Source organism: Bacillus sp. GC_Bacil_1, from assembly GCF_026540675.1.
Lineage (GTDB): Bacteria > Bacillota > Bacilli > Bacillales > Bacillaceae_G > Bacillus_A > Bacillus_A cereus.
The window spans coordinates 1-26,620 of sequence record NZ_JALNUG010000015.1 but is presented as its reverse complement, the minus strand read 5'-3'; the positions used below and the strand labels follow the sequence as shown (position 1 = coordinate 26,620).

The following is a 26,620-nucleotide window of genomic DNA, read 5'->3' as shown; positions in this document are numbered from 1 at the left end:
TGAAGCTAGTTCCCTTCATTTCTTAATATTTTCTTCGTCACTATAGCTATTAATATCATTATGAAACTAATAGCAAATATAGGTAAATAAATTTTCGCACTGAATCCTTCAAACATAAAACCATATACGACTTGCCCAATTGGCGCCATACATTGAGATACCGCTGTTATAATTGCCATTACTTTTCCTAGATTTTCATTTGGTGTTTTCTTTTGGACTACAGTAATCACATAGATGGATACAATTGTCATAGTCATTGCGATTAGAAGAGAAGAAAGTATAAAGAGGATAAATGGTGGATAGTATCCTAAATTAAGAGTAAACGGTGTAACTGATAGTGCCACTGGTATTACTAATAAAACTATGATAAGCATCCAATTATATAATGTTTTCATCTGTAACTTTTTAGCAAAGAAACCGATTGACAATGCACCTAATATAGTTGCAAAATCAATTAATCCCATTCCAATTCCATACATCGTATCGCTACTCTGCATAGTTACTCGTAATATAATAGGTCCTCCAACAACAAATAACGGTGTCAAAATTAAGTTTAGTAAAGCTGCAAGTAACATAGCCTTCAAAATAAAAGGTTGCTTTAAAACATAAAGAAAACCTTCTTTCATATCTTTTACAATTATCGGTACGATATGGCCTTCCTGTATTCTTTTTATAAATGGTATTGTAATAAACATTTCTAAAATTGCAGATAAAAAGAAAGCGAGACAACTTATTATTACGAGCATTTTCAAACCAATTATGCCGTATAATATTCCTCCTAGTACAGGTGCAACTATATTAGATAATGCTTGCACACCATTTACGATACCGTTTGCTTGTTCTAACTTTTTCTCTGGAACTAATTGAGGAATACTCGCCATTACAACTGGTGCGTACATTGCACTAACGACTGCTAGTAAAAACATAATTGTTCCAATCATTAAAATAGATACCGATTCAGTTAATAACAAAACTATAAAACTTAATACAATAGCAGCGTTTATAAAATCAAAAATGACCATTACATTACGGCGGTTGAAACGATCTGCTATTGCTCCGCCAAGAGGTGCTAGCAGAAACGGAATACTCGTTACCGCATATAACCCTGCGAATATATCTGCACGCCCTGTTATATCTAGCACATATAGTGAGAGAGCAAAACGTAATAGTGTTGAACCTAAAATAGTAATAATTTGACCACTTACCATTAAGTGAAAATCTTTCAAGGAAGATTGAATACTTGCTGGCATCCTCGTCACATCCTTCATTTAACCTAGACCGACTGTCGGTCGATAATACTTAAACAGAAAATCACTATTTCTGTTTAATTAAAACTTCCATCATATAATCAAAAGATCCCTCTTTCGCTCCGACAGATGCTTCCATCATTTTGATATAAGCTTTAGCTCTGTTTATCATTTCTTCAGGTTTCCACTGGAATAAACTATCATCAAATATGACTTGCGCTGAGGAAATTAACAGTTCAATCGTTTCTTGTGGGTATGAGGTACAAAATATGCCTTCTTCTATTCCTTGCTCTAAAACTTCCGTTAATACAGGAGATAAATGTATAATGGACTGCACTAAACTTTTCTGATGCATTTCTGCATTATTTGGTTGATGGAATTGTTCAATCATTTTTTCTTTTACATCTCCCGATTTTGGTGATTGTTCCATTAAAATTTTAAATAACTTATCTAAAACTGGAATATCGGGATTGGAGACAATCCTTTTCGCCTTAGTGACATCCTCTTTAATAATCCTCATAATGATTTCATCCATTACTTCCTCCTTCGACTTAAAATAATGATAAAACGTCCCCTTTGCTATACCAATTTCTTTTAAAATGTCATTCACGGTTGTTTTCGTATAGCCTTTCGTAAGAAACAAACGCTCAGCTATTTCTAAAATTTCCTTTCTACGCTCCTCATACTCTTTTACAATTCGCATTCAAGTTCTCCTTCTCACTAGACCGACTGTCGGTCTATTAAAATTATATGTTTAGTTTGCAAAAAGTTTCCTATTATCGTACATATACAACACCATACTTTCTATTTCCTTTATGGATTTTTTAAAATATTTTAATACGGTGAATGAAATTTCAAGAATTACTCTTTAACACCTCCCTTGTACTTGTATCGACTTCTTTGTATAAAAAAAGAGCCGCAACGCTTTGCGACTCTTTGACAATAATACCTATTTAACGGCCACGTCGTTGCTGACCTTGCTTTGTACTACCTTTTTTATTACTTGGCTTATTAAATGATCGGTTGTTTTCATTTCTCGAACTATTTCTTGAATCATTTCTTGAGCTATTTCTAGAATCACGTCTTGATTCACTTCTCGAACCTTCGCGGCTATCTCTTTGACGATTTTGACCTGATTTCTTCGGAGCTGGCTTTGGTACCGGTTTTCCATTTTCATCTACACGTTTTATCTTCGGTTGTTCGATTATTTCTCTTTGTATTGGTGCACCAAGCGTTTTTTCAATTTCTTCTAAATGTTTTTCATCTTTCGCTGCAACGAACGTAATTGCAAGACCTGATCCACCTGCACGTCCTGTTCGGCCAATGCGGTGAATATAACTTTCTACATCTTCAGGGATATCAAAGTTAAATACGTGCGTTACACCATCTACATCAAGTCCACGAGCTGCTACATCCGTTGCGATTAAGTACTGAATTTTAGCTTCGCGGAAACTCTTCATAACTCTTTCACGTTTCGCTTGAGGTATATCACCATGAAGTTCAGCACAATTATAACCTAGTCCTTTTAAATTATCATAAAGCTTACTTGCTCTAACCTTTGTACGACAGAAAATAACTGCTAAAAATGGCTGATCACGATCCATAACAAAACGAAGTGCATCTGGCTTTGCACGATCTGTCGTCTCAATGACACGCTGTTCAATTGTATCTACCGTTACTTCTTCACTTTGTACTTGAATCATTTGCGGCTCATCCATATAACGTTTCGCCAATTTTTTAATATCTTTTGGCATCGTTGCTGAGAATAACATCGTTTGTTTACTACCAGGTGTCTCATCTAAAATATCTTCAATATCATATAAGAAACCGAAATAAAGCATTTGATCCGCTTCATCTAGTACAATCGTTGAAAGATTACTTAAATCAATTGTTTCACGTCGTATATGATCTAATAATCGTCCTGGTGTTGCTACAACAATATGTGTATTACCTTTTAATTTTCTCAACTGTTGTGCTACATCTTGCCCACCATAAATCGCTAGTACATTAATATCTTCTCTTTGAACAAGCATTTTTTTAATTTCAGTTGTAATTTGCAGGGCTAGTTCCCTTGTTGGTGCAACAATTAAAGCCTGAACATCACTAGACTCTGGATCGATTTTTTCTAAAATCGGTAACACGAATGCTAACGTTTTACCCGTTCCTGTTTTCGCCTGCCCAATAATATCTTTACCTGACATAATAACAGGAATTGCCTTCTCTTGAATTGGTGTTGCTTCTGTAATTCCATTTTCACGTAATGTATGATTAAAAGTTTCACTAATTCCTAATTCTAAAAAGTTTTTCAAATAGACCACTTCTTTTCCTTATTTTTCACATTAGCTTTCATTGTACCATTTGTTTCGCCAAATATGAAAAATAAAAAAATTCTTATCTTCTTTTTTTATATTCATCCTGTACTAGATGAACAAATTCTTTTTGCTTTTTCTCAGATTTTATTAATGCTTCCATGTTAGTAGAAGACAAAATGAACTTCTTAATTTTTCTATTACTCCAAATTAAACTTGTATACTTCGGATCTTCATGTAGATTTCAAAACCACTCTAATTCACTTAATTTTGCGATATGGTGTTTCAATTTCATGTCATTTCGAGGATAAAATAAAATGATATCTGCTATTACATCAAATAACGAACCCATCTTCTCCCCCCTATACCCTTGCTCAAATTATATATATTCTTCTTTACATATATACTTCAATTTTACCGAAATATAATGTTACTGATTTGGTTGAACTCGCAAAATATATGAACTAAAAAACCGATCTTTTCGATTTAGGAAAGACCGGTTTTCATTAGTTTATACAGTAAGCTTTCCTCCATGATAGCAATAATACTGTGCTGCTTTAAGACTTTTAATCCTATTTAAAGACTGTTCCGCCCTTTCTATATCTAAACAAAAATTCGGATTAGCTATAACTAATTCTCGATTCTCTTGAACCGCTGCATCTCCTGTAATTACACAGTCTAAATTCGGAAAATATAATGAAATATGCCCCGAGGTATGTCCTGGCGTTGCCACTACTTGACATTCATTATTCAAAATCATTTGACCATCATGTACTTTTTCATCGACGGAAATATCTTTTATATTTTTTAACTGTTGTATAAACCATTTGCCAAATTCTTTTTCTTCATTTGGCATACGTTCTAACATTTCTTCAGCTTGAACTAACCTCTCTGATTTTATATCACCATTAATATAGTTAGATTCAATTTCACTAGCAATAACATTAATATTTGGATATTTCACTTTAAAATCATATACAGCCCCTATATGATCGTCATCATAATGGGTAATAATTATATTCTTTAAGTTTTTCATCTCATATCCATGTTTTAATATTGCATTTTCAATTAAAGGTAAAAAACTTGGATATCCTGTATCAACTAACGTTAATTCATTATGTAATATAATTAAACTTGGATAAATACATTGTTTTTGCCCGTTAAATTCGAATTCAATTGGTAGTTCTATTATTTTCATTTTTCTTCCCCCATACCGCTTATAAAATGCATAATAATAACTAAATCACCCACATACATCTTACAATATATATAATATGTAACGGAACACTGTGAATCGTTTCATAATCCAAATTATATTATTTTGAACAGGTATTCCCCTATTTTTATGGAAATATATAATTAAGAAAAACAATAAAATTGATTAATCTCTCACTTCTTTGTCCATCCTTTTAAAAAATCTATGTTTTTGTAAAAGGAGTGTTTATATGGAGAAACAGACACTTTGGAAAAAGTTCAAAAAAAGCTCTGTAAACCTCGGTAAATCCAGCGTATATGAAAGTATTATTTTATTCTACACAATGAAAAAGAAAGAATTACCTACTAAAGCAAAATTCATAATATTAGCCGCTTTATCTTATTACGTATTAACAATCGATTTCATTCCAGATATAGCTGCTATTATTGGGATTGGCTTATTAGATGATGTTTTAGCAATCGCTGTAGCGCATAAATACGTTATGAGACACGCAGATGCTGAAATTCGAGAGAAGAGCAAAGTAAAGATGGAGTCATTATTTACTTCAGCACAAGCATAATTAAACTATCTAGTCATTTACCATGAGAGCATTGCAGAATAAATTCCTAAACAGTAAAAGAATTTCTCTTAGTCCTCAAACCGTAAACAAATAGGGTGTCAGCACTTGTTCCTAAGTTCTGGCACCCTTTTATTTGTTCTTATTTCTATCTGTTATACAGTTGCATGTGTCCCCTTATACAAAACTGCTATTGCCGCGACTATAAGGATCACACCCATAAAAGCAGGTGCCGCATGACCAAGTGATACATAGATTTGTCCTCCAATAATAGGACCAATCATTCTTGCTAAAGCTTGAATAGATTGGCTTCCACCTTGAATCCTTCCTTGTTCACTAGAACTAACAGACTTTGAAAGCATCCCGTTGAATGAAGGCCCGAAAATTGAATCCCCAAAACCATACATCAGCATTCCAACGATAAGTAGTGGATAGAGTGAAAACAAAGCTGATGCCGCAATAAAACTGTATCCTATAATCTCCGAAACCATCCCAAGAATTGCTATTTGTTTATCACTAAGCTGGATCAAAAGCTTTGGCATGATAAAACTTTGTGAAAAGATGTCTTGAAAGCCCAAAATTGAAAACATAAGTCCGATTAATGCAGGTTTCCAACTGAAAGTATCCATTGTAAATTGCGTGAAAATTGCTTGTAAAGATCCGTTAGGTATCCAAAGTAAAAACGCTGAGACAAGTAACCATTTTAAACTTTTCATGGAAAGTATGTTTGCTAGCTGTGCAAAAGGATTTAACCTTACAAAAGTAATCTCTTTCAACCTATTATTTTTTTCAAGACTCTCAGGCATATATTTGATCCCATATACAACATTTATTAACGTTATGATTGCACCAAAATACATAGGTACAGTATCACCAAACTTGGCAAGTCCCCCCCCAATGGTTGGACCAATGATAGTTCCCGCACCTACAACTGCACTCACCCATCCAAAGTATTTCGTTCTCTGCTCTTTTGGAATGATGTCTGCAAAGTATGCGAAGATAGTACTTATGCTCCCGCCTGTTATTCCTTCTATTATGCGTCCAGCAAATAGTACCCATAAAGCTCCTCCTATTCCAAAAACTAAGTACCCAATTGCAGAACCAAATAAGCATATTAAAAGTAATGGACGACGGCCATACTTATCGCTTAAAGCCCCGAGTACTGGGGCAGCTAAAAACACGCAAGCCGCATATACGGAAGTTAGTAGTGTTACAACTAATGCTTGTTCTTCCGGATTACTTATATATGGCTGTACTAAGAATGGGACTACAGGCATGATGATACTGAAACCTATACCACAAAGAAATACAGAAATAAGTCCGAATAGTAAAGCATGTTTATCTATGCTTTTTTCAGTTTCCCTTTCATTTTGTGATCTAAATATAGACATTTAACTTCTCTCCTTAAAATACTTTGTTGCTTCGTCAACAAAATAATAACTCCGTTTTGTTGATTAGTCAACAAAAATGACATAATAAAAAAACAGCCTATTCGCATTAGAGTAGGGCTGCCATTTCATTATTAAAATGTATTACGATTTAATATGTATACCTTGTTTCTTTATTTCTGCATCCAAATGTCTACTATACTTTTCCACGAAACGAATTATACTGTCGAATTCTTCTTTAGTTACTTGCTCAAATACAGCTTTATCCCGCTCATGAAACTCTTTGTGCAGATTTTCATGGATTTTATAAATTTCTTTCCCTTGTTCGGTAAGCCTAAAATAAATTTCTTTCTTATTTTCTGACTTTTGGTAGCTTTCAATAAAACCTTTTTGTATGAGCTTCTTAGTCATTCTACTTATAGCACCGCGAGTCACATAAAAAGCCTCTGCGAGTTGTGTCACGTTAGAATCTGCATTGTTTTCAATATATTCAATGCAGTGAACTTCAGAAGACTTAAAACCTTTAAGACCTTCTTCCATCTTATCTTTATTAAGCCAAACCAGCTTATTATATAATTCCCTGAAACCGTTCATGACCTGTTCTTCTTTATTCATGACCTGCCCTCCTCACCGCTCATTAGCACATTAAAACTATTATATTAAATTTCTGCTCATGTTTCGACAATATTGAAATAATTATTGTAACATTCAAGATATGTGTAAAAATTGGCGCTTAAATAAAACCATTCATTAAACAGTAAATTTATTGCTACTTACAGTAAACGGTAGACAAAAAGTAAGAGCTAAGATTATTTCTCTTAGCTCTTCTTTCATAAAACTATTTCACTTCATTAGCGACAAAAAAGTGCTCACATACACTTGATATACGCTGTAAGTCTACGTTCCCACCAGATATAACCGCTACTACTTTTTTTCCTTTTATATAGCTATCAACTTTTCCTGCAAGAAGTGCAGCAGTTGCTAATGCACCTGCACCTTCTACAACAGCTTTCCCACGTTGTAATAAATCTTTCATCGCTACTTCCAGTTCTTTTTCTGATACAGTTACAATATCATCTACTAATTCTTTTACAATTTCAAATGTTAATTCCCCTGGTATTTTAACAGCGCAACCATCTGCAATAGTAGGCGCCTCATAATGTTCTACAATTGCTCCTTTATCGTAAGATGCCTTCATTCCATGAACATTATCTGCTTGGACACCAATTATATTAATCGATGGATTAAAAGATTTTAATGCTACAGAAATACCAGAAATAATTCCGCCTCCACCTATTGGTACAATGACAGTATCTACATCCCACATATCATCAAGAATATCTAATCCAATTGTACCTTGACCAGCCATTACCTCTACATCATCATATGGATGTAAGTATGTCTCACCTGTTTCCCTTATAATTTCTTCACATTTTGCCTTTGCATCATCAAAGGTTTCACCATGTAAAATCACTTCAGATCCATATCCTCTAGTTGCTTCAACTTTTGCCTGAGGTGCAGAAATTGGCATAACAATTTTACTCTTAATACCGAGTAAATGAGCAGATAATGCAACTCCTTGTGCATGATTACCTGCTGAACATGCAATTACACCTCTTTCTTTTTCTTGACCCGTGAGCCGCGACATTTTATTAAATGCGCCACGAAATTTAAAAGAACCCGTTAATTGCATATTTTCTAATTTCAAATGAATTTCTCCCCCCGTTTTACTAGTCAAGTAAAACGATTTTACTAATGGCGTTTTACGAGCATTTCTATCTAGAATCTTGTGAGCTTTTTTAATATCGTCTATATGTAATGGTAGTTTTCTAGTTATCATACTTACACCTCTTCCACTGTTCTATTCCTAAGTTTTCGTAAGTCGTAGCTCCTTTATACGAAAAGAAAAAGTCTTTATATATGTACCCCACTCTGAAATAAACACATTTGCAAACAATTTAACATCCTCTTCACATCACGTTCTTTATAATGATTTAAACATGCAATTTGGATCCAATTATTCTTTTGTAAATAAGATGACTCATAATGAACGATGTATCCTTGTAATGCTAATGCATCGCCTACTACTTTAGAAGAATGATCCTCGCTCAATACAATAGTAAGTATAATTGGCGCGGCATGTTCTTTAGGTGAAACAAGCTTTAAGCTCATATCAGTAATAACTTCTTCAACATAATCGTATGTCTCTTTAATTTTTACAAATGCCTTTTCATCTTCAAATCTCTTCAACGCTTCTTGCAATGCATAAATTAAATTCCATGATTGTGAGTATGGAATGCTTTCATTTTCTTCATACATACCAATGTCCATATAAGCCGGCACAGCCTCGTTTATTTTTACAATGTGGTTATGAAAAATGAAAGAAATTCCTGTATATGATTTAATCGCTTTACCGCTAACACCACTTGCAAAATACACATCCTTCAAGTCTATTGGTATTGCTCCAATTGAGCTTATGCAATCTACACATAGTTTCATTTGATTCTCGTTACAAAGAGTATTTAGCTCGTTTAAATCGTTTAACATTCCAGTAGATGTTTCATGATGAACAAACCAAAGCCATTCATAATTTCCGGTTGTCATTATTTCTTCTAATTCGTTATAAATAAACGGCTCTCCCATTTCCTTTTTATACGTATCAAAATGTAATTGTGCTCGTTTTGCATGCCCAACTAATCTATTTCCAAATTCTCCATTTGTTAATACTAGTCCTTTCCCTTTTAAAGAACGTAGTTGCAAAGCAATTGCATCATTTGCTAACGTCCCTGTTCCTAACATAAGCTGTACATGTTTTGCTTTTGTCATGTGAAGTAACCGTTTTTTCACATTGTCCATCGTCACTTGAAATGACTTAGAGCGATGCGAAATAGGCCGCGTAGAAAATGCCTTTCGAACATTCTCTTCAATATCTACTGGACCAGGTAAAAACGTGTATTCTTTCGTCATAATACTTCCAACACTCGATTCTTCAAACATAGCAGGGGTAACATACATTGGCTGGAAGGCTGCTTCTTCTGTACCAACTAACGTATGGAAAGATTTGAATCCCATTTGCTCATATAAAGCTAGTTCACGTGTTGTTGCAGAAATGAGTGCCAATTCATATCCATTTAGAAGCAAATAACGATGTAGAAAACGAATTAATCCTAATAACGCTCTTCCATTCCTATATTCACGTTCTACTGAAAGTAAACGAATTTCATACACTTTTTCTCCATGCTCTTGCAAATAAATATCTAAATTTGAAATTTTATAATCTAACGAGAATGGTCGTTTTCCCCGCACCGCGACCATACCTACTAATCTATCCTCATCTAAACAAATTAAATATGTATTTTCTTCATGAAACCGATCTATACGAAACCGGTCTTTCGTTTCTTCATGTTGCGGAATCTCTTCTACAAAAGTTTTATAATTCAATTTATGTATACTTTCAAATTCCCAATCTTGATCAGCAACTTTATAAATTAACCCCATGCCTTATCTCCTTTATCTATTTAATAAAAAATGATAAGTGGAGATTATCCCCACTTATTAAACATTCATTTTATTCTCGATTTACATATAGAATAAGTACAATAATCATTCCACTTAAAATAGTCGTAACAATAGAATAAGAATAAAAAATCATACAAATTGGTAAACAAGCAATCGTAATTAGTCCTGGCTTCGTAAATCCTTTAAATATTAAATAAAATACAATAAAAATGCCTATGAGGGTAAGCGCTATCAAATAATCAAATGCGATTAATCCTCCAATAAATGTTGAAATACCTTTACCGCCCTTACCTTTAAATAAAACTGGGTAAATATGTCCAATAATAACGGCCAATAATGTTAACATTACGAATGTAGGATCTTCAAAAAGATATTTTGCAACAGTAACAACGATTGCCCCTTTAATCGCATCACCTAAAAATGTAGCGATGAAATACCCTTTTCCATATACGCGCCCCATATTTCTTGCACCAGGATTTCCGCTTCCTTCACCCCTAATATCAACGTTATGTCTCAATTTTGTTACTATATAAGCGGTCAAGATGTTTCCAATTAAATAAGAAGCCATCAAATATAAAAACTGCATACTATTAATCATGTAATCATTCACTTTCTACATGGGATTACATATACAATATTCAATTACTACGTATATTGTACGTTTTAACATACATCCCTTTATACATTTTAACATCATATTTTTACAAATCATACAAAAATTCTCATACGCTATTTTTAAAAATATATATCTCTCATTAAATAATATGTTCCTTTCACTGCCATTTCTGCTTGTGATACAAATACAATTTCTTTAATACTTTCTTCACAGCATTTCTTAAATGCAGCAAATATTTCAGGAACTAAACGCAATATACTGCCACTTACTGCAATTGGAGTTGAGTGCTTAAATTGCATCTTGTTATAAACATCTACCGTAATTCTTGCTAATTCCTTTCCAGCTCGCATTATAATTTCATGCGCATAATCATTGCCATTTCTCGCTGCCTGAATAACTAATGGCGCGATTGCTGCAATTTTATCTTTAGAAGAAGTATATACTAAGCTTTTTATATGAGACGGTGTCAACAGTTGAAACTGACTTTGAATATTCAAACTCAATGGACAAAGACTGATTCCTTGATCGAATTGAATTGCCATTTTCTTTAAAGCTTGTAATGCAATCCAATATCCGCTCCCCTCATCACCTAAAATATGTCCCCATCCACCGCTATACTGATATACTTCTCCTTTCTTTCCTATACAAATTGCACCTGTACCACCTATAGTTAATATTCCATCCTTTCCTTTTAAAGCAGCTGCATGCGCGATCATTGCATCATTAAAAATTTCAATTTTTGTTCCGTATTTCTTTTTTAAACGTAATGTTAATTCATTTGTATTCGCTCCGCTTATACCAGCTAATCCTAAACAAATACAAACGCAATGCTCATTTATTAAATTCTTCTGGCATTGATCAATTGCTTCCATAATATGCAAAAGTGCCTCATCAAAATCTATTAATACATTTCCAAATCTGCTCATACCTCTTACAACTTCATTTCCATTTTGATCAAATGCAATTGCCTCTGTCTTCGTTCCCCCGCCATCTACTCCGATCATATACTTCATATGTTCGCCTCATTTTCATTTACATATTGGAGGGAATGTTACATTCCCTAAAACCACGGAATTCTTAGCACCTGTTGCGCTCGGCACATTACTCGGATTACGATAATACGTTTCGTTTGCTAAAACCGCAAAGGCGATCGCTTCTTTCGCCGCTGAGGAATAGCCTAAATTTTCTTGAATAAATATTTTGCATTTTTCTTCCTTTAATCCAAATCGTATCATTTCAACAAGTGTACGATTATAACTTCCGCCCCCGCCTAATATTACTTCATCGATTTCATAATACGGAAAAATAAATTCCTGATAATGATGAACAATTGAACTTGCTGTAAACATCGTGACAGTTGCCAATATATTTTCTCTACTATGCTTTTCAAATCGATTCAATAATTCAGTCACAAACGCTTCTCCAAACTGTTCTCTACCTGTTGATTTCGGTGGATTTATTTTCAAAAATGGGTGGTTCATACAATATGTCAAAATTTCTTCTACAACTACCCCCTGTTTTGCAATCTTACCATTTTGATCATATGACAACTGAAATAACCTTTGGCATACTTCATCCATTACCATATTACCTGGACCTGTATCAAATGCTATAACGCTCTTCTCACTTAGTTGACTTGGTATTACAGTCACATTACCAATCCCGCCGATATTTTGTAGTAGTCTATTTTTAGTTTGGTGACGATATAAAATAATCTCTGAATATGGTACAAGTGGTGCACCTTGTCCTCCAGCTGCCATATCCATCGTTCGAAAATTGGAAATAACTGTCGTATTCGTTTCATACGCTATTACTGCTGGTTCCCCAATTTGCAAAGTTGAAGAAAGAATATTACCTTCTTGCTTTGGCTGATGATAAATCGTTTGTCCGTGAGAGCCTATTAAATCTAATTGTCTCAAAGGAAAATTGGCCTCTTTACAAACTTCCTTTACAGCATTGGCGAAGCATAAACCAAGTTTAAAATTTAAACTACATATAAGTTGGACATTCGAAGTTTCAATTGATAACGCTTGTTGGATCTCATTTTTCATATCATTACAAAATGGAACAGTAGTAAAATGGATGAGTTCGATTTTAGAATCTACACCACTTCCTTCTATATGAACGAGCGCTACATCTATTCCATCTAATGAAGTACCAGACATTACCCCTGCAATATACATAACGTGCATGACCTCCTATTTACTAAAAAACAATCATGTAAGTAACGAACGTACAACCAATCGAAAACAATATAAATCTAAAAAACAACTGAGCTTTCGATGCAAACGATCCATCAATGAAAGAAACAACTACCGTAAGCAAAACGCTTGCCGCAATACTTGTAACGAGCCATATACTATGCATTTGTGATAGATTTAGCATGCCTAATAAAGGGACAAAAAGTAAATTTGCACAAATCACTCCAAATAATAATAAAAATACGCCTTTATAACTAAATTTTATATTCATTCTATTTCCCCCTTTCTAGTTTTAATGTGAAAGAAGTGATAGACAAAAAGTCTATCACTCAAAATAACAGCGTGCAGATTAAGGATTAACAGATTCCCCGTCACCATTCTTTTCAATTTCAAGCATATTTTTGTCGTACATTTTAAAGAATGGTAAATAAATAAGGAACGATATTGCTATATTTATAAAAACTAATACAATCGCACGCCAATCTCCACCTGTTGCTAAATATGCACCAATTGGAGCAGGTAATGTCCATGGCGGCATAATATGCGTTGGTGTTACAAATCCCATCGCAGTTGCTGAATATGCAACAGTTGCTGTTACAAGTGGTGTAATGATAAATGGGATAATTAAAATTGGATTTAGTACAATCGGTAATCCGAATATGACTGGTTCATTAATATTAAAAATACCCGGAACAATACAAGTTCTTGATAATGCTTTCGAATATTTCGATCGACCAAATATAATCATAGCTAATACAAGCCCTAACGTCGCACCAGAACCGCCAATCCATATAAACCATTGATATAACGGCTCTGGTGAAATAAATGGCAACTGATCTGCTCCACTAGCAACTGCTTCACCATTTTTCCCTAGGTATACTTCCCATAATGGCCGAGCAACAGTTCCAACAACCGACACACCATGGATTCCGAATGACCAAAAAAACGTAATTAAAAACACTGGAATCATTACACCGAAGTAACTATCCCCAGCTTTTACTAATGGTGCTGCTAATTTATCAACAACATGGTGTAAATCAATGCTAAAAACGACAGTTACTAGACTCATTATAATAATAACGAATGCAGCAGGTATAAGTGCTTCAAACGAACGCGACACAGATGGCGGTACTTGTTCTGGCATTTTAATCATTACATTTTTCTTCTTACAAAATCTTAAAATCTCTACGGATAAAATAGAAACAATCATCGTCACAAATAATCCATGACCTCCGAGATTTGTCATCGGAAGCATGAACCCTTTTTTATCAATTAACTCAGGCGTTAATGTTAAAAGTAGTGAACATACCGCAAGCTGTGCTCCTGATAAAGCATCTAATTTATAACTTTTCGCTAAATTATATCCTATTCCAAATGCTATATATAAGGACATAATAAACATAGTTAAACGATATGGTATCAATATACTTGTTTGATTCTTTAATGCCCAAACCGATATGAAACTATCTTTCGGCAGTGGTGGAAATGCTACTATTAAAAAGAAGCTTCCTACTATAATAAATGGTAACGCCGAAATAACTCCATCACGGATTGCTTGTAGATGCCTCTGCTCAGAAAGCCTTGCCATCGGGCCAGATAAGTTTTTATCAAGAAACGTGACAAACTTATTCATAACGCTTCCCCCTAACTGATTAATTCATTTACAGTTTTTAATAAAGTCGGGCCTCCAAGTGGCGTGTATGCTTGCGGTGGAATGATGCCACACGGAATAGATTCCTCCTCTGCAAATTTTTTTACAGAATCAAATCGGTGTCTTATTTGAGGTGCCACCATTACGACATCCCAGCCATTCTTTACTTCTTCCTCTACCTCATTCGTTCCAATTGCATGCACTTCCATGTTCACACCATTTTTCTCCGCTTCTTTTTTTAAAGCGTTTACAACAATTGCACTGGACATTCCTCCAGAACAGACGAACAAAACCTTCATTTATTAATCCTCCTATACTTATAATTTATTACCCTTCAAATGAAAGGAAGTTTCACTTTACTAACAAGCATATGAAGTAGTAAATGAATTTAGTTATAATGAAAGTAAATTTCATTAAAAATATTTTTCCTATTAAATTAATGTTTCAATATGCAATTTTCTCTATTGCAAGGTCAACCTTGCCTCAGATATTATTTTAAATAATCATATGATAGGGAGGCGTATAAATGATCGTTAAACGTTTATTAATGATATGTTGTATCGTTATCTTGTTCATCCCTTTCTCTTTCATTCCCCCTCACTCTACTTATGCTGAAGTAAATACTACGTACAAAAAACATGAATTACGTGCTGTATGGATCGCATCAGTTCTGAATATTGATTGGCCATCAAAAACTGGCTTACCTATTGAAAAACAGAAGCAAGAATTTATAAGGTTATTAGACAATGTAAAAAGCACTGGTATGAATACAGTTGTTGTACAAATTAAACCAACCGCTGATGCTTTCTATCCTTCAAATTACGGTCCTTGGTCTGAATACATTACGGGTACACAAGGAAAAGATCCTGGTTATGACCCGCTCGCATTTATGATTGAAGAAGCTCATAAAAGAAATATAGAATTCCACGCTTGGATTAATCCATACCGAATAACGATGAATCACACCGATATAAATCGATTATCAAACTATCACCCTGCAAGGCAACATCCCAATTGGGTTGTCCCTTATGGCGGAAAGTTATATTACAATCCCGGTATTCCAGAAGTGAAAAAATTTATAACAGAAGGTGCTTTAGAAATCGTACAAAATTACGATATTGATGCGCTGCATATGGATGATTATTTTTATCCATATAAAGTAGCCGGTGAAGAATTTCCAGATCAGAAAACGTACGAAACATATAATAACGGTAGATTTACAAATATAGAAGATTGGCGACGTAACAATGTAAATGAACTTGTAAAAGATTTAAATAATGCTATAAAACAAGAAAAATCATATGTAAAGTTTGGCATTAGTCCGTTCGGCGTATGGAGAAATATAGCTGACGATCCGACTGGCTCTAACACAACCGCAGGCCAAAGAAACTATGATGACCTTTATGCTGACACACGTGAGTGGATACAAAAAGGATATATTGACTACATTACACCGCAAATATATTGGAATATAGGTTTCACCCCAGCTTCATATGACATATTAGTAGATTGGTGGGTTAAAGAAACAAATAACAAACCGATTCACCTATACATTGGTCAAGCGGCCTATAAAATTAATAATAACTCCGTCCCTGCTTGGTCTGATCCAGAAGAATATCCAAGACAAATTGCATTAAACCGGCTATATCCTGAAATCAAAGGTAGTATGCATTTTAGCTTAAAAGATATTAATAACAATCTACTTGGAGTTAAAGATAGACTCTCAAAAGACATATATAAACACCCTGCATTAATCCCGCCTATGCCTTGGATTGATCATAATCCACCAAAACAACCGACTTTAAAAGGTGCCATTCCAAGAAATGAAGGTATTGCAATTGGCATCATTGACAATAGAGATAATGATTCTGCTTATTACGCTATTTACCGCGCGAATGGGAAAAATGAAGTGGATATACAAAACCCAAAAAATTTACTTACTACTGTAAGAAAAACAAAACTTGGAGAAATTTATGTAGATAAAACCGCTATTTCTGGAGAAACGTATACGTATGTCGTAACTGCAGTTGATCGATTGCATAATGAAAGTGTGGCTTCTAGTCATACTACCGTTAGAGCAAAATAAAGCCTCATAAAAAAAGCGCCTTAAAGCTGTGATATTTAGCTTTTAAGGCGCTTTTTGTTATTTATTCTTAAACTTCTCAGTCGCTGCTCTCATCTTCACATTTAAATCGTGATCAATCGAGTCGCGAATATCTCGCTCTACTACTTCCATTTCTTTTTTGAAATTTTCCAAGTAGATCTTCAGTTCTTCTTCCTTCTCTGGTCTTTGTGAAGGTGGTAATTGTACTACCAACGATAACATGGCCGTTAAATCTTTCATTAAGAATGTTTCAAGTTTATGTTGTTGTTCAAACATGCGTTGCTCTTGATAGTACGGAAGTGCATTTAATACTGAAATTGTAATATCATCAACCGTTCTTTGTAATGAAGGATTTATTGAGCGTTTATACGCTTGAATTGCATTTAATGCGTCTGGATAACGGTCATAAAAATACAATTTGTAAAATGATAAGTCTGTCGGTTTTACAGTTTGCTGCGTTTCTTGTCTTAAGAAATCTTTCACTTTCATCGCAGCCACATCAATATCTTCATTCGTAAGCTTTTTCGTAGTTTTTGCCATTACATGCACTTTTTTCTGCTTTTCTTTCGGTAACATCGAGAAGACTTGCTCTCTCGTACGTTGACCTGATGTACAAAATAGAGTATTTAATGTATTTTGTTCTTTCTTTCCTTCGGTGCGAATCCAGCGATAAAACAGTGGATGTTGTGTAAATTCTTGTAGAAACGGTATTGATTTGTTTGATATCTTATCTAGAGAATCTTGCGCTCTTTTATATGGCTTCGTCCATGAAAAATACAGTTTCCGCCCGAAGTATACGACTAAAACAACGACAGTAAATGCTATTAAAAGCAATGTACCGAGTAGTAATAGTACTGTTTGAATGAAACTCATTTGTTCACCTCCTCTAATAATCAGTTATTTCCTTGGACGCTGAATGAGTTTCTGCTTCATCTCATCATTAAATGTGTCTAGTTCAATAACGAACTTCTTACTTGACTCAATAATACGTTCTGAAGATTTTTCAGATGCTTCAATTGCAGCGAACACATTTTGGAATGATTCACGTAATTTATCCATGCTAATAGCAGGGTTTTCAAGCAATTTCGTCGTTTCTTCTGTATTTTGTTTTAACGCTTGAGAATTACTTAATACCATCGATTCAATTGCTTCATTCGTCGCATTTACTGCATCAATTGTTTTCCGTTGATTCGTTAATGCAAGCTGAATAGCAGCTGAAACTGTTACAACGTTTTGCGTCATCGTAATCGCATTACGTATTGCCTCTGTTAATTTTTCGTTATTTTTCTTAATGATGTCTACAGAAGCTATAGATTGTAATAATACACTTTTCGCTTGCTGCATATTACGTGTACGTACAAGTATCTTTTCTAATGCATCGTTAATTAACGGAATATCCCTTTGACGCTCTGGGTTTTGTTTCTCAGCTTCAAGCATGCCAGCAAGCTTTTTCCCTAAGTATACTTGTTTATCAAGAGCATGAATTTTATCGTGCGATTGTTCTTTTAACATTTCAAGACCAACTGTATCCTCTTGTAAGTTATCACGACCAATTAGAAGGGATCTAATAATTTCCTCGATTTGTTTATCTATAGATTGGTATTTATGCACGTATGTTTCAAGTGGATTTTTCTTGAATACTTTAAACATTATTTTCTTCATACCACTTGCTTTAAGTGAATTGGGATCAAGCTCTGATACCACTTTTCGTAATTCTAACAATGTATTTGGAATTTCTTCATTTTTCCCATTCATCATCGCTGTTACAGGGCGTTTTAAAGCTGATAACGTTTGTCCTGCTGCTTGTTGCTCTTTATCCCCTAAATCTCCTAGCTGAGACAATACTTTTGATAAATCTGTATTTTGCTCGCTATTTAACTTTTGTACATAAAGATCCGCTTCTTTATTTAGTTCCTCTAATTCTGCATCTTTTATAACTGTATCAACTACTACTTCTACATTATTATCTTTCACAATGGATACAGGTTCTTTTTTCTCGAGTTCAGTCAACAAAATCGCTCCTTTATTTATATGTGCGAATTTATATGCACTATATTTCATCAATTATATCGTATTTCATATACATTCTGACTGCTTGAAATCGACTTTTTTAGAAATGCCTGTTTATGCAGTCATTCCCTGTTTCTTACTATAAGTATACCTGTAATCAACATAATTTTCCTCAGACTTAAGACCTAGAGAACAACATGCTGAAGGCGGATTCTTCATATATTTCCTAAATAATTTACGTTCTTTCAATCGTGCTACACTCAATCTTTTGACATTCACCTGTTTTCAATGTGATAATTCTATTACACTCACTTCTATTTATTTTTGCGAGCTACAAATGCTCCCTTTTGAAACGCTAATAACACCGTTTCAAACGTATCATCTTCTTCAATCATTTTTATAAACTCATCTAATTCACTCGCATGAGAAGTTGCATTATCAACAACAAGAAAACCTTTTGGTTGTAACATACGTTTTATATGCTCAAACCACCACATGTATTGCGTGCGCTCTGAATCTAGGAAAATAAAATCAAATGAATGATCTAATTGCGAATCTAAAAATGCCCCGGCTTCTTGATTATGAATATCGATTCTTTGTAACAGGTTTGCCTTTTCAAAATTGACAAGTGCCTCTCCAACTCGTTCTGAAGAAAGCTCTACAGTTGTTACATTTCCATTTGTTTCTTCTACCGCATTAGCTAACCACAATGTAGAATAACCATTAGAAGTTCCAATTTCCAAGATATTTTTTGCATTACACCCTTTTACTAAAATTGATAAAAATTGCCCCATCTCACGAGAAACATTCCGTAATTTTTCTTCCCTTGTTTTTTTATTTCGATCATGCTCTTCTCCATATTGTTCAAGTTGCAATAATAATGAATCTACTGTATCCATTCTTTTCATCGCCTTTCCAAGCAATATGATGAAAAAGCTCTTGCTGCCCGTCTACTTTTTATTATATGCGAAACAAAAACCTTTTTCCTGTTATATGACAAAGATTTATAATTTTTTATAGCATATTGTTTCGTTTTTTGGTAAAGTTAATTTCTACGTGCAATTATTCCATTCATATTATTTCATATTAAAATTGCAGTTATTAAATTATATAAACCCCATTTAAATGAATCGGTATTTCAAATTCAATTAAGCGCCCTTTTCGGACGCATTTTCTTTGTTTATATATTTCCAGAAGAAAGGATGCTTACAAATGAACGTGATTAGCTTAGATGCTGCTCGAAAACGAAAGCAGCATAAAAAATTAATGATTACTATACCGATTATTACACGTATTTATGAAGAAGACGGGGAAATTAAATTTGAGGTAGCGGGCGAAAAAGATGTACCTCTTGAAATGTTAGAAAAATAATAAAAAACGCATTTCTGAAGAAATGCGCTTTTTTATATTTTTACATTTAAATGCATAAGTTTTTCAGGATTAACCATCATATAAATATTTGAAATTTTCTCATCCTCAAATGCAAACGAAAGAACATACGTTACTTTATTATTTATTGTAACTATAACTCCTGGTATACCATTTACCATTTTGAAATCAACAGTGTACTCTTCTGTCAATCGTTGTGCAATCCCAAAGAACAAACGTATAATTCGATCCGCAGAATAAATCGGATTAATCGCAGTCGTAACTTTACCACCACCATCAGCTTTGAGTATAGCATCTGTTTTTAATACTTCTAACATACCTTCCGCATCCCCACACTGTAATGATGATACAAACTTTTCAACATAAGAAGCCATTTTCTCCGTGCTTAATTTTGATTGCTTCGGTTTCTCCAAAATGCTTTTTCTTGCACGTTGAAAGATCTTCCTGCAGTTCACACTACTCTTATCAACAATTGAAGCTATTTCTTCGTATTCATAACTGAAAACCTCTCTTAATATGAAAACAATCCTTTCTACCTCAGATAGTTGTTGTAAAAGTAATAAATATGCGGTGGAAAGGGATTCTTTCATTATAAATGACTTTGATGGCTCATCACTCTCGTCTACAAGTGGCTCTGGTAACCACATCCCTACATACACGTTACGTTTATGCGCTGCCGATCGTAATTTATCAATTGAACGATTTGTCGCCATCTTACATAAATATGCTTTCATATTTTCTATAGATTGAGGATCTTCTATATTATTTAGCGAGATAAATACATCCTGAACGATATCCTCAGCATCCATAACACTCCCAAGGATTCTGTATGCTAACGAAAATAATAATGGTTGATACGCTTCATATAACTGCTCCGTTTCCATGATGAACTGCCTCACTTTCATATTGCTTTAAAATGTGTAACGCTGCTCGTTTCCCGCTTGCTACCGCAGCATCAGCTAATATTTCATCATGCCCTGCCCAATCTCCTGCAACATAAACACCTGGCATTTCAGGTATATTAGGACCCGGCTTTTCAACACGGTCAATATGAGGAAAATCATGTACTACTGTTATTTTCGGTAAATATTGCTGTGCAACAACTTCTCTTTTCCAATTTGGATGTAACAACTCCATCGTACTTTCCAACTGTTCTTTATCTTCATGAATATGATTCATCTCTAGCATAGGATTATGGTACTTAATTAGACTCACTGCAATTGATCCATCTTCACTTAATTTAGCTGCTCTCGATTGATTTGTGAAAAATATAGGTTGATCTAATCCTAATACAAATTGATGTGTAGGATTGGGTAATTGTCTCAAGCCAATATCTAATGCAGCAACAGTAACCGGTACCGATTGTTCATTCCATCTATGCAAATTTGTTCCTTCTGCACCTTTTATTATTTTACAAGCCTCTTTTGGCGGAGTCGTCACGATGACTGTATCTACTGCAAAAACCTCATCATCAACACAATGTATTCTTTGTTTATCTTCATAATGCTCTATTTCCAAAACATGCTTTTTAGCCAAAAATTTTACCCCGACATCATTCGCTAAATCTCTTAATTTTGTTATTATCGTCTCCCAACCACCATCTACATAAAGCACTCCTTCTTTTATAGAAAGCTGTATTTGCTTTAGTACAGATGATGCTAATTGTATTGTAGGAGCAAACGTATATGTTGTTGTCCGGCATAGCGCATAAAATATATTACGAACCATTGGATCTTTTATTTCATTTTCTGCCCATGTAGTTAGACTCATTTTCGGAACTTCTCCTACATCTAAATTTCCTAAACGAATCATAAGACGTGAGAATTGTACTTTTGCAGACCACGAAAGTAGTGGTGTTGATAAAATTGAGCGAAAATCTGTTGGGATGGTGAATATATCCCCTTTCCATATTCCATGTGCTTTTGTAGATGGTATTCCACCTGGAAGATTCAAACCGAGCTCATTAAAAGTTATAAACGCTGCCCCGCCTCTATATAAAGCATGTGCACCAAGATTCATGCAGATTCCATTTTTATTTATAGTCATCCCTCGGCCACCGAATTGACTGGATTTTTCTAATACAATCACTTTCTTTCCAGCTTTCGCTAAATATATAGATGCTGTTAATCCAGCAAGCCCACCGCCAACAATTGCTACATCAAATGTATTCATAATAAAATCCCTCCTTATCGTTCTACATACAAGACGAACGATTAAGGAGGGATGTGACATGAAAATAAATTTTTATTACCCTACTTTATTTCATTATTTTTTAATTCGGTCATATTGCATACGAAATAACTCAATTGCAAATGGAATATCCTCTTCACTCTTTATATAATAACTGATCCATCCTGATTCAGGTAATACGTGATGTGGTTTTACCAATCCTTGCTTCACTAATTCATCTCGCTTTAACTTCGGAAATGGTAAATCAGCTAATTTATCACCATGAAGATGGCCAAGTTCTTTCTTACCATAATTTATTTCAATACCACCAAATCGATGCGGTTTTTCAGAAACACCCGCCCAGCTGAGTACTTCATTTCTAATCATTTCACTAAATGACATGAACATTCACTCCTTATAAATGATTGATGTACTTTTAAATTAACATTTTCATTACTTTTTTCCATCAATCCAAAGTATGAATGGGAATACGAATATAGTTTAATCTTTATACTTTATTCTTTATGGAATAAGTGAATTTATTAAGCTACCGACAACAGCACAAAACAAAGACTAGACACATATCCTAATTTTGTAACCTAACTTACCTATAGAAAGGCGGGTAATACAATTGACTGCCAACATCGACTATACCTCCCCCTCAACCAATTTTACTTATGATGTAAATAAAAGTAATTTTTTTCGGAAAGATGCCCAAAATTATATAAATGTACTTGGTATTAAACAATTAAACACTTTAGAAAATACTTCTTTATTAGATATTTATTTAAGTACAGGAAATGTTGTAGAACCACATATTCATCAAAATGCAGCTGAACTTGTTTATTGTATTTCAGGGTCTGCTGTTGTTTCTTTACTTAATCCATTTACGAATCAAATATTAAACTTACCGATAAAACCGGGGCAAGTTGCCAACATTCCACAAGCGTGGTGGCATTATGAAATTGCTACAGCTGATAATACTCATTTATTAGCTATTTTCAATGCCCCAGCGCCAGAAGTTATTTTCGGTTCTGATATTTTAAGATTAACTCCTGCTCATATGATGGCCCATACTTACTGCCTCAATGAACAACAATGGAAACAAGCGGTTTCTCCTATTCAATCAACTACTGTTATTGGCCCTCCGGCAAACTGCAATCAAAACCGTGGAATGAAAAATTACCCAACCCAACCCCTCCCTCAACAACATAATCCGTATCCCCAAGATTCTTATTACTTTCCTCTTTACTGGGGCTATTAATTTGTAAATTTTTAAAAGAATCATCATTTATCTCCTAGGAAAATACCGAGGAGATTTTTTTATTGTATGTTCTCTTCCTATTAATAATAGTAACAATTGATAGTGTACATACATATAATATTTATATATTAAATTGGAGGTGATAGTACTATGAGTAATTATAACTATCGAAAAAACTACTCTTATAATAAAAATAGTAGCTCTTCAGCATCCTCTCAATCTTCCAATTCTCAATCTTCCAATTCCCAATCGCAAAGAGACTTAGCCGAGCAAGGCTATGTAAAGAAAAAAGGATGTAACTGTAATAAAAATAAATAGTTTATTTTATGGATGAATTCTTTTTTAAAAGAATTCATCTTTTTTTGCTGATCGGAAATTTTTAAAGTTACATAACTTATGCCTTAAATGAGAAAGGGTAAATTATACTTTTTTATACGAACTTAATAAAGAGTAATTGTTCAATTGATTTATTACTTATTTCCTCAAAAAATATAGTCCTTCCTAAATTTATTAGGAAGGACTATATACAAACCCCTGTTTAATTTCCTACTAAACATTGTAACAAATTAAACGATATTAATACCTGCACTTACAAATCCAGCAACTGCAGCTATTGGACTTGCTGCTGTTAATGAAACATACAGTAGTATTTTATCTCCAGCCGCTACTGGAATAGCTTCAGCAATGATTCCTGATGCTGTAGAACCAATCGCTATTGCGGCAAATGCTGGTGTTAATAAAAGAGGTGCGCCTTGTACTGTAAACGTATTGCTTGCTGCAGGTGCAGTTAATATTTGTATTTGCACTTGAACAGGTGATAATGGAGCTAAAGCAGCTGTTGCACTAAAGAAACCAGCTAATGACGTAATAACCCCTGCGCGTGGTGCTACAAATGCATAATCACCTACACCTAATGCTAATGTGATACTTGTTCCACCAGTTAAAGCTACACCAGGCTGACTAAATCCAAATCCAAGAAGAGTTCCTGTATTAGCTATTAACGCGTTAACTAACGCAGATGGTGTTGTACCTGAAGCAAATGGAATAATAGCTCCGCCACCAGTTGCTCCTGTTGCACCAGTTAAGCCTGTTGCACCAGTTAAACCTGTTGCCCCCGTTGGACCTGTTGCTCCTGTTGGACCTGTTGCTCCTGTTGGACCTGTTGCTCCTGTTAGGCCTGTTGCTCCTGTTACTCCTGATGGACCTGTTGATCCTGTTGCTCCTGTTGGGCCTGTTGCTCCTGTTGCTCCTGTCGCTCCCGTTGGACCTGTTGCTCCTGTTGCTCCTGTTGCTCCTGTTGCTCCTGTTGCTCCTGTTGCTCCTGTTACTCCTGCTCCTGTTGGACCTGTTGCTCCTGTTGCTCCTGTTGCTCCTGTTGCTCCTGTTGCTCCTGTTGCTCCGCCTCCTGGACCTGTTGGACCTGTTGGACCTGTTGGGCCGCCTCCTGGAGTAGCACCAATTAATTGAGTTAATAAGTTTAATAAAAGTTGTAAGCTTGCAGGGTCAATAATTAAAGAGAAGAAGAATGGTGCAAGAGCACTGTAGAATTGTTGTAATAAAGAAAGTAATTGACTTAGATTTGGGTTAGGAGATTGTAGTAAATTAATAATACTTTGAATTAATTGTTTTAAGAAATTCCCTTCTGGAGAAGGTGCTAATTCATTTAGTAAGTTCAATAGTTGAGTAAACAAATTGAGTAAAGCTAATCTGTTTGCATCACTTGGATTTGCAAAAAACGCTGCAATAGCCGAAATTAAAGAGTTTAGTAAAGTAATTAATCTACCTAATTGCTCACTAGTAATTGGAACTGTTTGTGGATTGTTACAGCAATCTGGAGTGAAAACAATCGGATTATTGCAGTGGTTATGACCGAAACAATTATTACTTGTCATTTATGTCCTCCTTACTTGTTTTATATTTGAGTTTTTCCTATTATAAGGATCATAAAGTTGTAAAAGAGTATGTGTTATATATTGACTTAAAATAGGAAACATGAAATATAATTAAACTTGCAAACGCTATTTAATTATGTTCATGACTCACATATTAATTATATGTTTTTAATAATTGACTGCTTAGATTAAATACCTAAACTTAAGAGTTTATTTTATTTTTCCACGTTTATCTCTTAGGTTTAAATACACATATTAATTTGAATATACTCAACAATTAACAGTGCCATTTTTTTCATATAAATATACCTTATTTCTTTACTAAGATTGTGTTCTCTTTTTTAAACATGAAGCCGTTTGTATTATAGAGAACTCTCATATACTATGTTGCAAAATTCATTTTATATTTTATTCCAATACACTATGAAAAGGATTGAAGTTAAAATTCCTATCATTCAACCATTTATAACAGCTAGAAATTGAATGTACCTTCACTTAATTTTAACTATTCAAATATAAAACAAAAAGGACAGATTCCTTTTCATTAAGGAACTGTCCTTTTAATTAATAATGATAAATTGTAATATAATTGAAGATCCTTGCGATGGTGGTTGCGTATCCAATAAAGTTAATTTACCAGCACTCACTTCATATAATGGTTGTGGTTGCAGTATTCCGTTAACAAACAAATTAATATAAGAAACTTCACTAGGAGACAAAATATTCGTTGTACCATATTGAGGTATCCCGTCAGCATCTGTATATATAAGTTTCTCTCCATCTGCAAAAGTGTAATATAACAAATTGGTTGTGGTTATAGGACCAATGCCCCCAGTAGGACCTGTTGCTCCAGTTACTCCTGTCGGTCCCGTTATTCCGGTTGCTCCCGTTATTCCGGTTGCTCCCGTCGCTCCGGTTAGCCCGGTTACTCCGGTTGCTCCCGTTATTCCGGTTGCTCCCGTTGCTCCGGGCGGTCCTGTTACTCCAGTCGGCCCCGTTATTCCAGTCGGGCCTGTTACTCCGGTTGCTCCTGTTATTCCGGGCAGTCCCGTTATTCCAGTCGGGCCTGTTGCTCCGGTTGCTCCCGTT

The 26,620-nt window shown here is 34.5% G+C and carries 26 protein-coding genes and 1 pseudogene; 4 read left to right on the top strand and 23 right to left on the bottom strand.

The annotated features are described in order from the left end of the window. Positions 1-5: 5 nt before the first annotated feature. The 5 genes and pseudogenes from OXT04_RS21195 to OXT04_RS21175 all read right to left on the bottom strand — a co-directional run bounded on the left by OXT04_RS21195 (position 6) and on the right by OXT04_RS21175 (position 4,754). Positions 6-1,250, bottom strand: coding sequence for an MFS transporter (locus tag OXT04_RS21195; RefSeq protein ID WP_001111723.1), 1,245 nt, complete (start codon positions 1,248-1,250; stop codon positions 6-8). Between the two features lie 64 nt (positions 1,251-1,314). Then, complete coding sequence (locus OXT04_RS21190; RefSeq protein ID WP_001223562.1) at positions 1,315-1,950, bottom strand: TetR/AcrR family transcriptional regulator; 636 nt, start codon at positions 1,948-1,950, stop codon at positions 1,315-1,317. A 250-nt stretch (positions 1,951-2,200) separates the two neighbouring features. Beyond that, a complete protein-coding gene (locus OXT04_RS21185) occupies positions 2,201-3,565 on the bottom strand; it encodes a DEAD/DEAH box helicase (protein WP_002152922.1) in 1,365 nt (454 codons plus the stop codon). A 73-nt stretch (positions 3,566-3,638) separates the two neighbouring features. Next, a pseudogene (locus tag OXT04_RS21180) lies at positions 3,639-3,908 on the bottom strand (hypothetical protein). A gap of 159 nt (positions 3,909-4,067) precedes the next feature. Beyond that, on the bottom strand, positions 4,068-4,754 hold the full coding sequence (locus OXT04_RS21175; RefSeq protein WP_098014486.1) for an MBL fold metallo-hydrolase: 687 nt from the start codon (positions 4,752-4,754) through the stop codon (positions 4,068-4,070). Between the two features lie 247 nt (positions 4,755-5,001). Here OXT04_RS21175 and OXT04_RS21170 point away from each other — a divergent pair, with 247 nt between their 5' ends. Next, positions 5,002-5,331 (top strand): YkvA family protein, encoded by a 330-nt coding sequence (locus OXT04_RS21170; RefSeq protein WP_000415089.1) that lies wholly within the window; start codon positions 5,002-5,004, stop codon positions 5,329-5,331. 152 nt (positions 5,332-5,483) lie between these two features. On the opposite strand, the gene OXT04_RS21165 is transcribed toward OXT04_RS21170, so the two are convergent. From OXT04_RS21165 to OXT04_RS21120, 10 genes are all read right to left on the bottom strand, one after another. Next, complete coding sequence (locus OXT04_RS21165; protein WP_097924862.1) at positions 5,484-6,719, bottom strand: MFS transporter; 1,236 nt, start codon at positions 6,717-6,719, stop codon at positions 5,484-5,486. A 141-nt stretch (positions 6,720-6,860) separates the two neighbouring features. Continuing rightward, complete coding sequence (locus OXT04_RS21160; RefSeq protein ID WP_001030895.1) at positions 6,861-7,331, bottom strand: MarR family transcriptional regulator; 471 nt, start codon at positions 7,329-7,331, stop codon at positions 6,861-6,863. A gap of 223 nt (positions 7,332-7,554) precedes the next feature. Beyond that, a complete protein-coding gene (gene tdcB, locus OXT04_RS21155; protein WP_090976568.1) occupies positions 7,555-8,556 on the bottom strand; it encodes a bifunctional threonine ammonia-lyase/L-serine ammonia-lyase TdcB in 1,002 nt (333 codons plus the stop codon). Between the two features lie 74 nt (positions 8,557-8,630). Beyond that, positions 8,631-10,214 (bottom strand): aminotransferase class V-fold PLP-dependent enzyme, encoded by a 1,584-nt coding sequence (locus tag OXT04_RS21150; protein WP_090976565.1) that lies wholly within the window; start codon positions 10,212-10,214, stop codon positions 8,631-8,633. Between the two features lie 70 nt (positions 10,215-10,284). Further along, a complete protein-coding gene (gene plsY / locus OXT04_RS21145) occupies positions 10,285-10,833 on the bottom strand; it encodes a glycerol-3-phosphate 1-O-acyltransferase PlsY (RefSeq protein ID WP_000610838.1) in 549 nt (182 codons plus the stop codon). Positions 10,834-10,970: 137 nt separating this feature from the next. Continuing rightward, positions 10,971-11,864 carry a BadF/BadG/BcrA/BcrD ATPase family protein gene (locus tag OXT04_RS21140; RefSeq protein WP_267417363.1) on the bottom strand — a complete coding sequence of 298 codons (894 nt, stop codon included), beginning with the start codon at positions 11,862-11,864 and terminating at the stop codon, positions 10,971-10,973. A 15-nt stretch (positions 11,865-11,879) separates the two neighbouring features. Then, positions 11,880-13,034, bottom strand: coding sequence for an anhydro-N-acetylmuramic acid kinase AnmK (gene anmK / locus OXT04_RS21135; RefSeq protein ID WP_044307164.1), 1,155 nt, complete (start codon positions 13,032-13,034; stop codon positions 11,880-11,882). A gap of 22 nt (positions 13,035-13,056) precedes the next feature. Beyond that, positions 13,057-13,323 carry a hypothetical protein gene (locus OXT04_RS21130; RefSeq protein ID WP_001021963.1) on the bottom strand — a complete coding sequence of 89 codons (267 nt, stop codon included), beginning with the start codon at positions 13,321-13,323 and terminating at the stop codon, positions 13,057-13,059. 78 nt (positions 13,324-13,401) lie between these two features. After that, positions 13,402-14,685 (bottom strand): PTS sugar transporter subunit IIC, encoded by a 1,284-nt coding sequence (locus OXT04_RS21125; RefSeq protein ID WP_001032277.1) that lies wholly within the window; start codon positions 14,683-14,685, stop codon positions 13,402-13,404. A gap of 11 nt (positions 14,686-14,696) precedes the next feature. Then, positions 14,697-15,002 (bottom strand): PTS sugar transporter subunit IIB, encoded by a 306-nt coding sequence (locus OXT04_RS21120; RefSeq protein WP_000865907.1) that lies wholly within the window; start codon positions 15,000-15,002, stop codon positions 14,697-14,699. Between the two features lie 227 nt (positions 15,003-15,229). Between OXT04_RS21120 and OXT04_RS21115 the strand changes: the two genes are divergently transcribed. Next, positions 15,230-16,789, top strand: coding sequence for a glycoside hydrolase family 10-like protein (locus OXT04_RS21115; protein ID WP_098256918.1), 1,560 nt, complete (start codon positions 15,230-15,232; stop codon positions 16,787-16,789). A gap of 57 nt (positions 16,790-16,846) precedes the next feature. On the opposite strand, the gene OXT04_RS21110 is transcribed toward OXT04_RS21115, so the two are convergent. From OXT04_RS21110 to OXT04_RS21100, 3 genes are all read right to left on the bottom strand, one after another. Further along, positions 16,847-17,680 (bottom strand): DUF3974 domain-containing protein, encoded by an 834-nt coding sequence (locus OXT04_RS21110; protein ID WP_000008373.1) that lies wholly within the window; start codon positions 17,678-17,680, stop codon positions 16,847-16,849. 24 nt (positions 17,681-17,704) lie between these two features. Next, positions 17,705-18,817 (bottom strand): toxic anion resistance protein, encoded by a 1,113-nt coding sequence (locus tag OXT04_RS21105; protein ID WP_000137396.1) that lies wholly within the window; start codon positions 18,815-18,817, stop codon positions 17,705-17,707. A gap of 314 nt (positions 18,818-19,131) precedes the next feature. Beyond that, positions 19,132-19,725: an O-methyltransferase gene (locus OXT04_RS21100; protein WP_002094007.1), complete on the bottom strand. Its 594-nt coding sequence runs from the start codon at positions 19,723-19,725 to the stop codon at positions 19,132-19,134. Positions 19,726-20,029: 304 nt separating this feature from the next. Here OXT04_RS21100 and OXT04_RS21095 point away from each other — a divergent pair, with 304 nt between their 5' ends. Then, positions 20,030-20,188: a hypothetical protein gene (locus tag OXT04_RS21095; protein WP_001100984.1), complete on the top strand. Its 159-nt coding sequence runs from the start codon at positions 20,030-20,032 to the stop codon at positions 20,186-20,188. 32 nt (positions 20,189-20,220) lie between these two features. On the opposite strand, the gene OXT04_RS21090 is transcribed toward OXT04_RS21095, so the two are convergent. The 3 genes from OXT04_RS21090 to OXT04_RS21080 all read right to left on the bottom strand — a co-directional run bounded on the left by OXT04_RS21090 (position 20,221) and on the right by OXT04_RS21080 (position 22,777). Beyond that, complete coding sequence (locus OXT04_RS21090) at positions 20,221-21,090, bottom strand: sigma-70 family RNA polymerase sigma factor (RefSeq protein ID WP_000447145.1); 870 nt, start codon at positions 21,088-21,090, stop codon at positions 20,221-20,223. Beyond that, positions 21,068-22,378, bottom strand: coding sequence for a phytoene desaturase family protein (locus OXT04_RS21085; RefSeq protein ID WP_090976556.1), 1,311 nt, complete (start codon positions 22,376-22,378; stop codon positions 21,068-21,070). Before OXT04_RS21085 ends, OXT04_RS21090 begins: the two co-directional genes overlap by 23 nt. A 93-nt stretch (positions 22,379-22,471) precedes the next feature. Continuing rightward, the gene (locus tag OXT04_RS21080; protein ID WP_000010317.1) at positions 22,472-22,777 is read right to left on the bottom strand and encodes a luciferase domain-containing protein; all 306 of its coding nucleotides are present in this window, start codon (positions 22,775-22,777) and stop codon (positions 22,472-22,474) included. A 229-nt stretch (positions 22,778-23,006) separates the two neighbouring features. On the opposite strand from OXT04_RS21080, the gene OXT04_RS21075 reads away from it, so the two are divergent. After that, on the top strand, positions 23,007-23,639 hold the full coding sequence (locus tag OXT04_RS21075; protein ID WP_000126322.1) for a cupin domain-containing protein: 633 nt from the start codon (positions 23,007-23,009) through the stop codon (positions 23,637-23,639). A 566-nt stretch (positions 23,640-24,205) separates the two neighbouring features. Here the strand turns inward: OXT04_RS21075 and OXT04_RS21070 are convergent. After that, positions 24,206-25,531, bottom strand: a complete 1,326-nt coding sequence (locus tag OXT04_RS21070) for an exosporium glycoprotein BclB-related protein (protein WP_267417336.1) — start codon at positions 25,529-25,531, stop codon at positions 24,206-24,208. A gap of 560 nt (positions 25,532-26,091) precedes the next feature. Further along, the coding region (locus tag OXT04_RS21065) for a DUF4183 domain-containing protein (RefSeq protein ID WP_267417334.1) at positions 26,092-26,620 on the bottom strand (529 nt) is incomplete at its 5' end.

Bases quoted from the DNA above. Each gene is read 5' to 3' on its own strand.
- OXT04_RS21160 (WP_001030895.1), bottom strand. From the start codon at position 7,331: ATGAATAAAGAAGAACAGGTCATGAACGGTTTCAGGGAATTATATAAT.
- OXT04_RS21130 (WP_001021963.1), bottom strand. From the start codon at position 13,323: ATGAATATAAAATTTAGTTATAAAGGCGTATTTTTATTATTATTTGGA.
- tdcB (WP_090976568.1), bottom strand. From the start codon at position 8,556: ATGATAACTAGAAAACTACCATTACATATAGACGATATTAAAAAAGCT.
- OXT04_RS21170 (WP_000415089.1), top strand. From the start codon at position 5,002: ATGGAGAAACAGACACTTTGGAAAAAGTTCAAAAAAAGCTCTGTAAAC.
- OXT04_RS21115 (WP_098256918.1), top strand. From the start codon at position 15,230: ATGATCGTTAAACGTTTATTAATGATATGTTGTATCGTTATCTTGTTC.
- OXT04_RS21150 (WP_090976565.1), bottom strand. From the start codon at position 10,214: ATGGGGTTAATTTATAAAGTTGCTGATCAAGATTGGGAATTTGAAAGT.
- OXT04_RS21190 (WP_001223562.1), bottom strand. From the start codon at position 1,950: ATGCGAATTGTAAAAGAGTATGAGGAGCGTAGAAAGGAAATTTTAGAA.
- OXT04_RS21140 (WP_267417363.1), bottom strand. From the start codon at position 11,864: ATGAAGTATATGATCGGAGTAGATGGCGGGGGAACGAAGACAGAGGCA.
- OXT04_RS21090 (WP_000447145.1), bottom strand. From the start codon at position 21,090: ATGGAAACGGAGCAGTTATATGAAGCGTATCAACCATTATTATTTTCG.
- anmK (WP_044307164.1), bottom strand. From the start codon at position 13,034: ATGTATATTGCAGGGGTAATGTCTGGTACTTCATTAGATGGAATAGAT.
- OXT04_RS21120 (WP_000865907.1), bottom strand. From the start codon at position 15,002: ATGAAGGTTTTGTTCGTCTGTTCTGGAGGAATGTCCAGTGCAATTGTT.
- OXT04_RS21195 (WP_001111723.1), bottom strand. From the start codon at position 1,250: ATGCCAGCAAGTATTCAATCTTCCTTGAAAGATTTTCACTTAATGGTA.
- OXT04_RS21070 (WP_267417336.1), bottom strand. From the start codon at position 25,531: ATGACAAGTAATAATTGTTTCGGTCATAACCACTGCAATAATCCGATT.
- OXT04_RS21165 (WP_097924862.1), bottom strand. From the start codon at position 6,719: ATGTCTATATTTAGATCACAAAATGAAAGGGAAACTGAAAAAAGCATA.
- OXT04_RS21110 (WP_000008373.1), bottom strand. From the start codon at position 17,680: ATGAGTTTCATTCAAACAGTACTATTACTACTCGGTACATTGCTTTTA.
- OXT04_RS21095 (WP_001100984.1), top strand. From the start codon at position 20,030: ATGAACGTGATTAGCTTAGATGCTGCTCGAAAACGAAAGCAGCATAAA.
- OXT04_RS21085 (WP_090976556.1), bottom strand. From the start codon at position 22,378: ATGAATACATTTGATGTAGCAATTGTTGGCGGTGGGCTTGCTGGATTA.
- OXT04_RS21125 (WP_001032277.1), bottom strand. From the start codon at position 14,685: ATGAATAAGTTTGTCACGTTTCTTGATAAAAACTTATCTGGCCCGATG.
- plsY (WP_000610838.1), bottom strand. From the start codon at position 10,833: ATGATTAATAGTATGCAGTTTTTATATTTGATGGCTTCTTATTTAATT.
- OXT04_RS21175 (WP_098014486.1), bottom strand. From the start codon at position 4,754: ATGAAAATAATAGAACTACCAATTGAATTCGAATTTAACGGGCAAAAA.
- OXT04_RS21080 (WP_000010317.1), bottom strand. From the start codon at position 22,777: ATGTCATTTAGTGAAATGATTAGAAATGAAGTACTCAGCTGGGCGGGT.
- OXT04_RS21100 (WP_002094007.1), bottom strand. From the start codon at position 19,725: ATGAAAAGAATGGATACAGTAGATTCATTATTATTGCAACTTGAACAA.